The following is a 13,650-nucleotide window of genomic DNA, read 5'->3' on the forward strand; positions in this document are numbered from 1 at the left end:
TTCCTAAGAATCAGCTCTTCCTATTAATTCATCACTAACTCATCTGCAAGCTTTTTTTTTAACTTAGCAAGCATGTCAGTTGTCATTTTGTCTAAATCATATTCTGCTTTAAAGCCCCACTCTTTCATTGCTGCAGTTGCATCAATAGAGTTTGGCCAGCTATCAGCGATTGTTTGACGAGCTAGGTCTACTGCGTAATCCATTGTAAAGTTCGGGATGTGTTTACGAATTGATGCTGCAATTTGCTCTGGTTCAAAGCTCATTGCTGTAATGTTAAATGCATTTCTATGAACTAGTTTATTTGGATCAGCTTCCATTAATGAAATGATCGCTTGTAAAGCATCTGGCATATACATCATATCCATGTATGTTCCTTCTGCAATGTATGAGGTGTATGCGCCTTTTTTAATCGCCTCATAATAAATTTCAACTGCATAGTCAGTTGTTCCGCCTCCTGGAGGAGCTACGTAAGAAATTAAGCCTGGGAAACGTACGCCGCGCGTATCAACGCCAAACTTTTGATGATAATAATCACATAGTAATTCTCCTGCTACTTTGTTTACCCCATACATTGTAGTAGGACGCTGAATTGTATCTTGTGGTGTATTATCTTTTGGCGTTGATGGACCAAATGCACCGATAGAACTTGGCGTGAAAAACTTACAGTTTAATTCACGTGCTGCTTCTAATGCATTTACAAGTCCGCCCATATTTAAATTCCAAGCAAATAACGGATTTTTTTCTGCAGTTGCTGAAAGTAAAGCCGCTAAATGAATAATTGTATCTACTTCATTACGCTTTGCAATATCATGTAATTTTTGTCCATCTGTTACATCTAACGTTTCAAATGGACCAGACGTTACCACTTCACTATCTGTTTCACGAATATCTGTTGCAATAACATTTGATGCGCCGTATACATCACGAAGTTTCATTACTAGTTCAGAACCAATTTGCCCTAAAGAACCGGTTACTAGAATTTTTTTCATTTTTCCCACTCCTCATTTGCAAGCTATTCACAAGATGTCGTTAATTAAATGATACCCATTTCTTTCCCTACTTTTTCATACTTACGAATTGCTTCATCTAGCATTTCTTTCGTATGAGCTGCTGTAGGCATATTACGAACACGTCCCATTCCTTTTGCTACGGTTGGGAATACGATAGATTTTGCGTATACGCCTTCTTCATTTAGACGTTTACTAAACTCTTGTGTTAATACTTCATCACCAATAATACAAGGTGTAATTGGTGTTTCACTTTCTCCAATGTTAAAGCCAAGTTCTTTTAACCCTTGTTTTAAATAGCGACCATTTTCCCATAAACGATCGTGTAACTCTGTGCTTTCCATTAGAATTTCAATTGATCTCATACAAGCAGCTGCATCAGCTGGTGTTAAAGCTGTTGAGAATAAGAATGGACGTGAACGCACTTTTAACCAATCGATTAAGTTTTGTTTCCCAGCTACATATCCACCAATTACCCCAATTGCTTTTGATAATGTACCAATCTGGAAATCAACTTTATCAGAAAGGCCGAAATGTTTTACAGTACCTGCACCTTTGCCAAGTACACCTGAACCGTGTGCATCATCTACATATGTCATTAAATCCAGCTCTTCTGCAATTTCAACAATCTCTGGTAATTTTGCAATATCTCCATCCATTGAGAAAACACCGTCTGTAATAACCATTAATTTATTATAAAGACCTGATTCTTTTGCCTCGATTGCTTTTTTACGTAAATCTTCCATATCAGAATGCTTATAAACGATGATTTTCGCTCTTGATAGACGACTACCATCAATAATAGATGCATGGTTTAATTCATCTGAAAGAATCGCATCATTTTTATCCATAACAGCTGAAATCGCTGCCATATTACAGTTAAATCCTGATTGATAAGCAATTGCTGCTTCTGTATGTTTAAACTTTGCAATTGTTTCTTCTAATTTAATATGCAAATCTAAAGTACCGTTAATTGTACGAACAGCTCCTGCTCCAACGCCGTACTTATGAATTGCACCAATTGCTGCTTCTTGTAAGCGATTATCAGTCGCTAATCCAAGATAGTTGTTTGAAGATAAGTTAATATATTCTTTTCCACTAATTGTAATAATCGGTCCATTTGGACTTTCAAGCGGATCAATTACGTTATAAAGCCCCTTTGATTTTAAATCCTCTAAATTTTCTTCTAAAAAGTTTGCAAGTGTTTTACTAGACATTGTGAAGCCTCCCATCGTTCATGTAAACGGATTATTGTCTTAATAGTTCTAATAATCCCTCTACTAGCTTAACACGTTTTCAGAATTTATTATAGAAAAATAGTTTAAAGAAACCGCTTACAATTTTAGATTATATACGATTCATTACAAGAAATCTATCATTTACTTTTCATATTTGATAGAATAAAAAAAATATTTAGGGAGGCTTCAAACATGGCATTTACAGAATCTGATGTATATAATAACGAGGCATTTTTTGAGCAATATATGAAACGAAGATACCGCGAAAATAGCCCCAATGAATCCATTGAAAAGCCAACATTCTTTCAGCTCATTGGTAATGTGCAAGGAAAGCAAATTCTCGATTTAGGTTGTGGTGACGCTAAGTTTGGTGTGGAATTATTAGCAAATGGTTGCCACTCTTACACTGGCATTGAAGGCTCCGAGCTTATGTATGAAAAGGCTACAAAACAACTAGAAAATAAAAATGGCACCGTTCATTTTATAAACATCAAAGACTATGCCTATCCTCCTTCTACTTTTGATTTAGTAACATCTAGACTCGCCTTACATTATATTGAACATCTTCATATTATTTTTCAAAATGTATACCAAACGTTAAAAACAAACGGAACTTTTACCTTTAGCGTTCAACATCCCGTTATTACCTCTTCGTTTGAAAGCTTACAAACAAGTGGTAAAAGAACTAGCTGGCTCGTCGATGATTATTTCAAAACGGGAAAACGAGTTGAGCCGTGGATTGATCAAGAGGTTATTAAATATCATCGGACAACGGAAGAATATTTTACATTATTACAACAAGCCGGATTTACAATTACAAACTTAAAAGAAGCCACACCAAATCGAAACTGTTTTCAGGATAAAGTAGAATATGAACGTCGCTTACGTATTCCCCTTTTCCTACTATTTTCTTGCAAAAAATAACAAAAAAACGATGAATTACTCATCGTTTTTTTGTTATCTCATCGCCTGAACAGCTTCTTTACGTACACTTCTTCCTCTTCCATGCGGGATACAGAGCGGTGTTCCAAATAACGGATCAGCGCTTATTTGACACTCCATACGGAATACATCACGAACTAACTTTTGATCAACAACTTCTTCTGGTTTACCTTGCGCATATATTTGTTTATCCTGAATAGCTACAATGTTGTCTGCATAACGGCATGCCAAGTTCAAATCATGCAATACCATAACAATCGTTCTTTTCTCTGTTTCATTTAATTCGAATAATAAATCTAACACTTCAATTTGGTGAGTCATATCTAAATATGTAGTTGGCTCATCCAGTAAAATAATATCGGTATCTTGTGCAAGGGTCATTGCAATCCAAGCACGTTGACGTTGTCCACCTGAAAGAGCATGAACATCACGCTCAGCAAATTCTGTCATACCCGTTGCCGCAAGCGCTTTTTGTACCATTTCCTCATCTTTTTCTGACCATTGCTTCAGCCATGTTTGATATGGATAACGTCCTTGCTTAACAAGTTGTAATACCGTAAGTCCTTCCGGTGCTTGTGGCCCTTGCGGTAAAATCGCCATTTGACGAGCAATTTGCTTCGTTTGCATACTTTGAATTGCTTGATTATCTAACAAAATGTCACCGGTTGTTGGCTTTAATAATCTAGCTAGTGAACGTAATAAAGTTGATTTCCCACAACCGTTAGAACCGATGAAGATTGTAATTTCCCCTTTTGGAATTTCTAAATTCAGCTCATCAATAATAATCGTTTCACCATACGACAGCGTCAAGCGTTTCGTCTCCAATGCTTTTTGCATATTCATCTCCCTTTATGAATTCCGACTTTTATAAAGTAAATAAATAAAATAAGGTGCACCAATTGCTGATGTAAATACCCCTGCTGGAATTTCAAGTGGTGTGAAAATTGTGCGCCCAATTAAATCTGCAGCAAGTACTAAAATTGCACCGATAATCGCCGCAACTGGGAGCAATGCACCGTAGAAAGAGCCAACTAACCTTCGTGAAATATGAGGTGCCATTAAACCAACAAATCCAATTCCTCCTGCAAAGGCAACTGCCCCGCCAATTAAAGCTGTACTAAGTAACAACATAAATACACGCGACTTCGTTAAAGGAACACCAAGTCCCACTGCTATATCATCCCCTAGCTCTTGTGCATTTAAATGTCTCGCAGCGATAAATGATATTGTCGTTAAAATGAGAACCCACGGCGCAAGTACCATAACATTTTGCCATGAAGAACCGTAAACAGTACCTGTGATCCATACATTTGCTTGACTTGCTTGATAAATTGGTGCTAACAACATAAATAAAGTTGTTGCTGCTTTCGTTAATGCCCAAAATCCAACACCTATTAAAACGAGACTAATCGGTGATAATCCATCATTTTTCCAGGCAAATAAATATACAAAAAACGCTACAATTGTTGCCCCAGCAAAAGCTGCTAGCGGCATATAGTGAATGCTTACTGTTAGCGCATTGTTTTTATCACTAAATATAGCTAAAAAGAGTACAACTGCTACACTTGCCCCGCCCGTAATTCCGATGATATCCGGAGAAGCAAGTGGATTTCGAACGAGCCCTTGTAAAATACAACCTGCTACTGCAAGCGCAATTCCTACGAGAATAGCAATTAAAATACGCGGCATACGAAATTTATTTACAACCATATTTGACATCGCATCGCCATTTCCGGTAATCGCTTGCCATACGTCATAAGGAGCAATTTTCATATCTCCCATACCTGCGCTCGCAAAAAATAACCCTATTAAAATAGCTAGTAAACTGAATAAGACTAGAACAGCTCGTTTATACATCAAAAACGAGAGCCCCTCTTTTCCTATACGAAACGGAATATACTTCTTCATTTGCTAAGCCCTCTCTTACGTGCAATATAAATAAAGAACGGTGCACCAATAAATGCTGTCATAACCCCTACTGGTACTTCTTGTGGCATAATGACATATCTTGCTGCTATATCAGCCAAGATTAGTAGTATTGCACCTAACAATCCGCTATAGGGTACTCTCCACCTGTGATCTACTCCAACAAGAGATCTTGCAAAATGCGGAGTAACGATACCGATAAATCCAATTGGACCAGCGACCGCAACTGAACCACCAGACAGCAGTACAATAATAAGTAGTACGAATGATTTCATTAAAATTGTTCGTTGTCCAAGTCCTTTTGCAACGTCTTCCCCCATCATTAATGTATTTACTTTCCCTGCCATCATAAAAGATGCAATCCAACCTACTAATAAGTATGGGAATACAGATTGTAAAATCTCTAACTTTCTCCCCTGTACAGATCCAGCAAGCCAAAATAATACTTCCTCAAGAGCTTTTTCATTTAATACAAGTAACCCTTGTGTTAATGATGAAAATAAAGCGCTTATCGCTACACCTGCTAAAGTTAACTTGAGCGGCGTTGTCCCTTCTTTCCCTAAAGAACTAGAAGCGAATACTAGTACTGCTGCAACTGCCGTTCCTAAAAAGGCAATCCAAGTGAAAGCTGATAATGATGTGACGGAAAAAATCACAATTGCTACAACTATGAAGAAAGCAGCACCTGAATTTAATCCGATGAAATCTGGAGCAGCAAGCGGATTCTTTGTTAAAGTTTGCATTAAACAACCCGCAATGGCTAAACTAGCACCAACACTAGCCGCAATTAACGCCCTTGGTAGACGCACATTTTGAATAATAATATGTTCATTGGAACCATTAAAATGGAAAAAAGCATCTAGCGCTAATTTCCAACTCGTATTTGTATATCCGAAAATAATACTTCCCCAAATACAAATAACGACTGCAATGATTCCAACAAATAATCCAATCCATTTTGCTTGATTTGTTTTTAATAACATGCAGCGTTTCCCCTTCAATGTATAATGATACGTTGTTAGTTTATTTCAACTTAATTCGCATTGTCAACGATAATGAGAACTATTTTCAGTAATATATATTGACAATCAAAAGATAAAGGCTTAATATCATGCTTGCTATTGAAAAATATTCTCAACATGTAGGGGGTACATAATGAATTTCATGAAAAAGAAATCGTTTACAACATTTGTATTTTTACTAGCATTTTCACTTCTTTTAAGTGCTTGTGGAAAATCAAATAACAAAGAAGAATCAACAAAAGAAGATAATAAAAAAGAAATGATTACGGTTGAACACGCAATGGGTAAAACAGAAGTTCCGGCCAATCCAAAACGTGTAGTTATTTTAACTAATGAAGGAACTGAAGCTGTACTTGAATTAGGTGTGAAACCAGTTGGTGCTGTAAAGTCTTGGACTGGTGATCCGTGGTATCCACATATTAAGGACAAAATGAAAGATGTCAAAGTTGTTGGCGACGAAGGACAAGTTAACGTTGAAACGATTGCTTCTTTAAAACCAGATTTAATTATCGGTAACAAAATGCGTCACGAAAAAGTGTACGAGCAACTAAAAGCTATTGCACCTACTGTGTTCTCAGAAACATTACGTGGTGAATGGAAAGATAACTTCAAATTTTATGCAAAAGCATTGAATAAAGAAAAAGAAGGTCAAAAGGTTTTAGCTGATTACGAATCACGTATGAAAGATTTAAAAGGCAAACTTGGCGATAAAGTAAATCAAGAAATTTCTATGGTACGTTTTATGCCTGGTGATGTTCGTATTTATCATGGCGATACATTCTCTGGTGTTATTTTAAAAGAACTTGGATTTAAACGTCCTGGTGATCAAAATAAAGATGATTTTGCAGAGCGTAACGTATCTAAAGAACGTATTTCGGCAATGGATGGCGATGTATTATTCTACTTCACATTCGATAAGGGTAACGAGAAAAAAGGTTCTGAACTAGAAAAAGAATATATAAACGATCCTCTATTTAAAAACTTAAATGCAGTAAAGAACGGAAAAGCATACAAAGTTGACGACGTTATTTGGAATACAGCTGGCGGTGTAATGGCTGCTAACTTACTACTAGACGACATTGAAAAACGCTTTGTTAAATAATTTCATTCTAACCAGCTCCCTCTTTTATGGAGCTGGTTTTTTCATTTCACTGAAGTGTCACATTATTTCATTTTGTATTTTTATTCCCGATATGTTATATTATAAAAGTAAATATAGTTTATTTTCTCTATATCAGAATAAATATTCTAATCTAAATTTTCTGATTTATCACTATTTTACTTTCTTTTAGAATTCAATTACTACATTTGAAAACGCTTATTATCTTGTTTTCAGGGAAAAATACAATAACGGTTGAAGGAAAATAGATTTTTTTAGAAATTTTCTTGCTATTTCCATATAATTCTATTGACTTCTAAATATTTTGTGAATTAAAATAATTACATAAATATCCGTTATACAGGATTAGGGGGAAACAAACATGGATGCAGCTTTAAAATTAGACAAAGCTGGAGAGCAACAATCACCAAAAAAACATCCACCAGGATTATATTTGTTGTTCTTTACAGAGGCATGGGAAAGATTTAGTTATTACGGAATGCGTGGCTTATTAGTTCTTTATTTAACAACGAGCTTAGTAAGTGGCGGTTTAGGCTTTGATAAAGCAGTTGCTGTACAGATTTACGGTCTTTTCACAATGTTTGTATATTTCACACCGATTATTGGTGGTTGGCTAACTGACCATTTCATTACGAAACGACACGCCATTACTATTGGCGGTATCATTATGGCGATTGGTAACTTCGTACTATTTTCAATGAACACGAAAACTGGACTATTTTTAGGATTAGGATTATTAGTTATTGGTAATGGATTCTTCAAACCAAATATTTCGACTTTATTAGGTCAATTATATAGCGAAAATGATTCTCGTCGTGATAGTGCCTTCACTATCTTCTACATGGGAATTAACTTAGGAGCTTTTATCGCTCCATTCATTTGCGGTTATTTCACAGATTATAAATACGGATTCTTAACAGCTTGTATCGGTATGATTATTGGTCAGATTGCCTTTAATTTCTTAGCACCTCGTTACTTAGGTACAATCGGAACAACTGTTGTCGGTAAACAATCTAAAGAGCAAAACGCAAAAGTAATTGAGAAAAAACCTTTAACACCACAAGAGAAAAAACGTACAGCTGCAATTTTAATTTTAACTTGTTTCGTTGTATTCTTCTGGGCAGGATTTGAACAAGCTGGTAGTTCTTTAACACTTTATACAGATAAATTCGTAGATCGTACAATTGGTGGATTTACAATTCCAACACCTTGGTTCCAATCTGTAAACCCATTGTTCATCATCTTATTGGCATTACCTGTTTCTGCATTATGGATTAAACTTTCAAAAACAAAAAATGGTGATTTAAAAATTCCAACAAAAATGGCATTAGGTATGATTTTACTAGGAGTTGGATATTTAATTCTAACTTTAGCTGTTTTAAAAACTGGTAGCGATGAAGGTAACATTACAATGAAAGCAAACTTACTGTTCATTGTGTTCACTTACATGTTCCATACAATTGGTGAATTATTCTTATCACCAATCGGATTATCTATGGTAAGTGCAATCGCTCCTCTTAAATTAGCATCTTTATTAATGGGTGTATGGTTAGCTGGTACTGGCTGTGCAAACTTATTAGCAGGACAATTAGCTGCTTTCACTCAATCTTTAGGATATTTAGAAGTATTCGCAAGCATCGGTGTTATCGTAATCGTGCTAGGATTAGTACTTCTTATGTTCTCTAAGAAAATTGCACATATGATGGAATAGTAAATAAAAAAGACGCTTCTAAAATTAGAAGCGTCTTTTCTATTACATCTCTTCTAAAGCCGTCACATCCACGTGAACGCTCTCTCCTGGGTTGGATACGTCATACACTTGAGCACTCCCCTTCTGCTCATCACAGCTCTCAATCCATACGGGGACTCCCTCATATGTAACATCAATTCTACTTGAAGAAGATAATATCTGTTTCACACGTTTTACATCCATTATATTATTCCTCCTTTGGCTTACAACACTCCTTTCTATCTTTTCATATCCCTTCAGAATATATTCCGTCAATTTAGCACTTCAACCGATAGTTTGTTTCTTCCTAACGCGCTAATATATACGCTCTCAAATCTTCTTATTATTAGATCCTTTCCAAATAAAAAAAGACGTATATTTCACACGTCTTCTTTCCATAATATTCAAAAATTAAGAAAATAATGTTTTTACTACTTCACTTACTTTATCGTTATGAATTTGATAGTACACTTCTAACCCGCGTCTCTCAAAGCGTACTACTTTATTTTGTTTTAATTTCGTTAAATGCTGCGAAACAGTTGATTGCGGAATTTCTAATACCTCTTGTAATTGTGTTACATTACATGTTCCACGCTGCATCAGTTCCATTACTAAACGTAGACGCAATGGATGAGCTAATGCTCTTAACATCTGTACGTCTTCTTCTGAAATACGACAGTCAAATTGGTTTTGGTTCATAAAGTTCCCCTCATTTTCGTTTTTATTTTCTTTATTATTTATTTATATATCTGTTCTTATATTTCCTGTTACGACATAACTTTATCAACCTATAATGCTGAAAAATTTTTCCTCCTTTTATCAGCACACAGTTCAGGAAAAAATCCCTGCTGATTTTGAATATTATACTATATGATATAAAGAAAAAGCAAAACAAAGGGATAGTAATACTTTGCTTACAAATGTTGATTTATCAGCCTTTTTGTTATATTTTCACCTTACTGAAATGTACAGTAATGATATTGTAAAATACCGTCCATAATTGATAAACTTTCGTAAAGTAGTTGGAGCATACTTAACCTCTTTGTTACGTTAAAAGGAATTTTCAGTAAAAAGAGATGACGTTGTATTAAAAATTTGCTTCTTATTTTTTATTCGTATTGCAATCGACCGGGCTGTTATTCAAAACTTCCTATTAAATAAATACACCTTTCCTCCCCCACTAAATCAAAGTACTTTGCATCAAATATCCTTTATACTCGATACAAAAGACCTCATCTAATATAAGCATGTGGGGACAATGACATATAAACAAGTAAAAGAATATGCAAATAAATTATACAGCGCACTCAAATTCATCTGAATGCGCTTTTTGTCTACTTTATGAACAAAGCTTTTCTTTTAACACTATTATGGAATAATTATACTTTTTTACGTTGACAATAGTGTTGAAGGAGAATATACTAAGCATGTAAGTTGATTGTGAATTATTTCACAAATAATGTGAATTTCTTCACATATAATAGATAGGAGTTGTCATTATTATGAGTACTTGGACACAAATTTATGACCCATTAAACAACATTTGGTTATCTGCACTAATCGCAGCACTCCCAATTTTTTGCTTCATTATTTGTTTAGTGGGATTCAAAATGAAAGGTTACATGGCTGGGCTTTATAGTGTGATCGTCGCTATTATTCTTGCTATATTTGTTTATAAAATGCCCGCAACTGTAGCTGTAGCATCTGCCGGATTCGGTGTTTTATCTGGATTTTATCCAATTTGTACTATCGTTATCGCAGCTATCTTCCTTTACAAATTAACTGTTAAAACAGAACAATTCAATGTCATTCGTGATAGCATTTCAAGTATTACAAATGATCAGCGTTTACAAGTATTATTAATCGCTTATTCTTTCGGTGCTTTCTTAGAAGGCGCAGCTGGTTTCGGTGTTCCAGTTGCTATTACAGCTGCATTACTTGTAGGTATGGGCTTTAATCCATTAAAAGCAGCAGGTATTTGCTTAGTAGCTAATATCGCTGGTGGTGCTATGGGTGCTATGGGTATTCCAGTTACAGTACCTGCACAATTAACTGGGCTAGATGCATTAACTGTCGGTCGTCAAGCTGTTTACATTTTGCCATTCATTAGCATTGTTTTACCGTTCTTACTTGTTTCAATGGTAGATGGAATTAAAGGTATTAAAGAAACTTGGCAAGGTATTCTTGTAAGTGGTGTTTCTTTCGCAATTACTCAATTCCTTGTAACTTATTTCTTAGGTGCAGAACTTACTAATATTTTCGCAGCCGTTGTAAGTATGGTCTCTCTTGCATTATTCTTACGTGTGTGGCAACCAAAATCTTCTGCTAAAGAAGAAAAACAAGAAGAAAAAGAATCTCATACATTCAATCAAATTTTATATGCTTGGTCTCCATTCGTATTCTTAACTGCATTTGTAACAATCTTTAATTTAAAACCAATTAAAGCTTTATTTGCTCCGGATGGTCCATTGGCAAACTTAGTATTTAACATTCAATTCCCTGGTCTTCATAATGCGGTTATGAAAACTGCACCAATTACAAAGGCTGATACACCTTTCGCAGCTATTTTCAAACTAGATGTATTCTCTTCTACAACTACTGCGATTGTATTAGCAATTATCGTTTCACTTATCGTCTACCGCGTAAACGGCAAAATGATTAAAGAATTAATGATCGAAACAATAAAAGAATTAAAAGTTCCAGTATATACAATTTGTAGCGTTATCGCTTTAGCTTACGTAGAGAACTACTCTGGTATGTCATCTACACTTGGACTTGCATTCTCTTCTACAGGAAATGCATTCCCAGTTCTTTCTCCAATTTTAGGATGGATTGGCGTATTCATTACAGGTTCAGTCGTATCAAGTGGTTCATTATTCGCACCACTTCAAGCAGTAACTGCCGATCAGTTAAACCTCGTTCCATCTACTCTCGTTTCATTAAACGTAGTTGGTGGTACAATCGCAAAAATGGTTTCACCACAATCTGTAGCAGTTGCTTGTGCAGCAGTTGGACTAGTTGGTCAAGAATCTGCCTTATTTAAAACAGTGATGAAATATAGTTTAATCTTCTTAGCTATTATTAGCTTACTTCAACTTAACTCTGTATTTAATATCTTTTAAAATAAAACACCGATCCCTATATAAGGGGGATCGGTGTTTTATTTTATACTTTTTTATTTTTTAATAAAGATGCACCAGCAATTTCAGGATGCGTCATTTCGTATGGATCCAAAATAATATCAAGCTCTTCTGCTGTAAGTACACCATGTTCTAAACATAGCTCCCTAACAGATTTTCCTGTCGCAATTGCTTCACGTGCAATGCGAGAAGCTGCTTCATAACCAATATGAGGGTTCACTGCTGTAATAACTCCAACACTTTTTTCAACATATTGCTTAAGCAACTCTTCATTTGCTGTAATTCCTTTAATACAATATTCACGGAATACACGGAATCCATTGTTCATAATACTGATGGATTGAATTAAATTAAATACTAATACCGGCTCCATTACATTTAACTCTAATTGTCCAGCTTCTGACGCTAAGCAAATGGTATGATCATTTCCAATTACTTGGAAAGCAACTTGGTTAATTACTTCTGCCATAACTGGATTTACTTTACCCGGCATAATAGATGAACCTGGTTGACGAGCTGGTAATTGAATTTCCGCCAACCCAACACGTGGGCCAGATGCCATAATACGAAGGTCATTCGCAATTTTAGACATGTTCATCATACATACTTTTAATGCTGCAGATACTTCTGTGTATGCATCTGTGTTTTGCGTTGCATCAACTAAATGCTCTGCACCAACAAGTGGGAATCCGCTAAATGTTCGTAAATGTTTAACCACTTGTTCAATGTACATAGGGTTTGCATTTAATCCCGTACCGACAGCTGTCGCACCCATATTAACTTCGTATAAATGTTGACGAGACTGTTTAATTCTTTTTATATCACGCTCTAGCACTCTGCTATATGCTTCGAATTCTTGCCCAAGGCGAATTGGAACTGCATCTTGCAAATGTGTACGCCCCATTTTAATAACGTGATCAAACTCTTTTGCTTTATCATGAAAAGCAGAGTGAAGTTCTTCCATTGTAACAAGAAGTTCTTCTAGCATCATAAGAGTTGCAATATGAATCCCAGTTGGGAACGCATCATTTGTTGATTGCGCCATGTTCACGTGAGTGTTTGGGCTAATTTTCGCATATTCACCTTTTTCGTATCCCATACGTTCTAACGCTCTATTAGCAATTACTTCATTAGTATTCATATTAATTGAAGTACCTGCTCCGCCCTGAATTGGGTCTACGATGAATTGATCATGGAACTTTCCATCCACAATCTCTTGTGCCGCTTCTGCAATTTCTTGCCCGATATCTTTAGCTAAGTAACCTGTATCTATATTCGCAAGCGCTGCCGCTTTCTTTACAATTGCCATTGCCGTAATGAGTGACGGATGAATGCGGTATCCTGTAATAGGAAAGTTTTCTACGGCACGTAATGTTTGTACACCATAATAAGCTACACTCGGTACTTCCTTTTCACCTAAAAAATCTTTTTCTATACGTATATCCTTCGTTGCTATCATTTTTCATCACCTATACTTTTCATTCTAAACCCTTATCTAAAGAATTCGCCCTATAAAATACGAGTAT

The 13,650-nt window shown here is 35.6% G+C and carries 12 protein-coding genes; 4 read left to right on the forward strand and 8 right to left on the reverse strand.

Annotation, left to right across the window (positions count from 1 at the left end):
* Positions 1-23: 23 nt before the first annotated feature.
* Both MKX77_RS21030 and MKX77_RS21035 read right to left on the reverse strand, forming a co-directional pair.
* Entirely contained in the window at positions 24-989 is a 966-nt protein-coding gene (locus MKX77_RS21030; protein WP_341307708.1) for an L-threonine 3-dehydrogenase, read from the reverse strand.
* 44 nt (positions 990-1,033) lie between these two features.
* Positions 1,034-2,224: a glycine C-acetyltransferase gene (locus MKX77_RS21035; protein ID WP_078180279.1), complete on the reverse strand. Its 1,191-nt coding sequence runs from the start codon at positions 2,222-2,224 to the stop codon at positions 1,034-1,036.
* Between the two features lie 213 nt (positions 2,225-2,437).
* Here MKX77_RS21035 and MKX77_RS21040 point away from each other — a divergent pair, with 213 nt between their 5' ends.
* Positions 2,438-3,169, forward strand: coding sequence for a class I SAM-dependent methyltransferase (locus tag MKX77_RS21040; protein ID WP_341307709.1), 732 nt, complete (start codon positions 2,438-2,440; stop codon positions 3,167-3,169).
* A 33-nt stretch (positions 3,170-3,202) separates the two neighbouring features.
* Here MKX77_RS21040 and MKX77_RS21045 read toward each other — a convergent pair whose 3' ends face one another.
* Genes MKX77_RS21045 through MKX77_RS21055 form a run of 3 tightly spaced genes read right to left on the reverse strand, consistent with a single transcriptional unit; the run spans position 3,203 to position 6,096 of the window.
* Positions 3,203-4,024 (reverse strand): ABC transporter ATP-binding protein, encoded by an 822-nt coding sequence (locus MKX77_RS21045; protein ID WP_002114020.1) that lies wholly within the window; start codon positions 4,022-4,024, stop codon positions 3,203-3,205.
* A 12-nt stretch (positions 4,025-4,036) separates the two neighbouring features.
* Positions 4,037-5,095 (reverse strand): FecCD family ABC transporter permease, encoded by a 1,059-nt coding sequence (locus MKX77_RS21050; RefSeq protein ID WP_341307710.1) that lies wholly within the window; start codon positions 5,093-5,095, stop codon positions 4,037-4,039.
* A complete protein-coding gene (locus MKX77_RS21055; RefSeq protein WP_341307711.1) occupies positions 5,092-6,096 on the reverse strand; it encodes a FecCD family ABC transporter permease in 1,005 nt (334 codons plus the stop codon). The genes MKX77_RS21050 and MKX77_RS21055 overlap by 4 nt, the downstream gene beginning before the upstream one ends.
* A gap of 172 nt (positions 6,097-6,268) precedes the next feature.
* Here MKX77_RS21055 and MKX77_RS21060 point away from each other — a divergent pair, with 172 nt between their 5' ends.
* Positions 6,269-7,237 (forward strand): ABC transporter substrate-binding protein, encoded by a 969-nt coding sequence (locus tag MKX77_RS21060; RefSeq protein WP_215555207.1) that lies wholly within the window; start codon positions 6,269-6,271, stop codon positions 7,235-7,237.
* Positions 7,238-7,616: 379 nt separating this feature from the next.
* A complete protein-coding gene (locus tag MKX77_RS21065) occupies positions 7,617-8,966 on the forward strand; it encodes a peptide MFS transporter (protein WP_341307712.1) in 1,350 nt (449 codons plus the stop codon).
* Between the two features lie 42 nt (positions 8,967-9,008).
* On the opposite strand, the gene MKX77_RS21070 is transcribed toward MKX77_RS21065, so the two are convergent.
* Together MKX77_RS21070 and MKX77_RS21075 are read right to left on the reverse strand one after the other, a co-directional pair.
* Positions 9,009-9,188 (reverse strand): acid-soluble spore protein H, encoded by a 180-nt coding sequence (locus MKX77_RS21070; protein WP_002010492.1) that lies wholly within the window; start codon positions 9,186-9,188, stop codon positions 9,009-9,011.
* 207 nt (positions 9,189-9,395) lie between these two features.
* Complete coding sequence (locus tag MKX77_RS21075) at positions 9,396-9,683, reverse strand: ArsR/SmtB family transcription factor (RefSeq protein WP_001075217.1); 288 nt, start codon at positions 9,681-9,683, stop codon at positions 9,396-9,398.
* A gap of 803 nt (positions 9,684-10,486) precedes the next feature.
* Here MKX77_RS21075 and MKX77_RS21080 point away from each other — a divergent pair.
* Positions 10,487-12,106, forward strand: coding sequence for an L-lactate permease (locus tag MKX77_RS21080; RefSeq protein ID WP_002091004.1), 1,620 nt, complete (start codon positions 10,487-10,489; stop codon positions 12,104-12,106).
* 43 nt (positions 12,107-12,149) lie between these two features.
* Here the strand turns inward: MKX77_RS21080 and aspA are convergent, their stop codons facing one another.
* Positions 12,150-13,583 carry an aspartate ammonia-lyase gene (gene aspA, locus MKX77_RS21085; RefSeq protein ID WP_341307713.1) on the reverse strand — a complete coding sequence of 478 codons (1,434 nt, stop codon included), beginning with the start codon at positions 13,581-13,583 and terminating at the stop codon, positions 12,150-12,152.
* Positions 13,584-13,650: the final 67 nt, after the last annotated feature.

It is taken from the genome of Bacillus sp. FSL R9-9410 (genome assembly GCF_038050385.1).
Taxonomy (GTDB): domain Bacteria; phylum Bacillota; class Bacilli; order Bacillales; family Bacillaceae_G; genus Bacillus_A; species Bacillus_A cereus_U.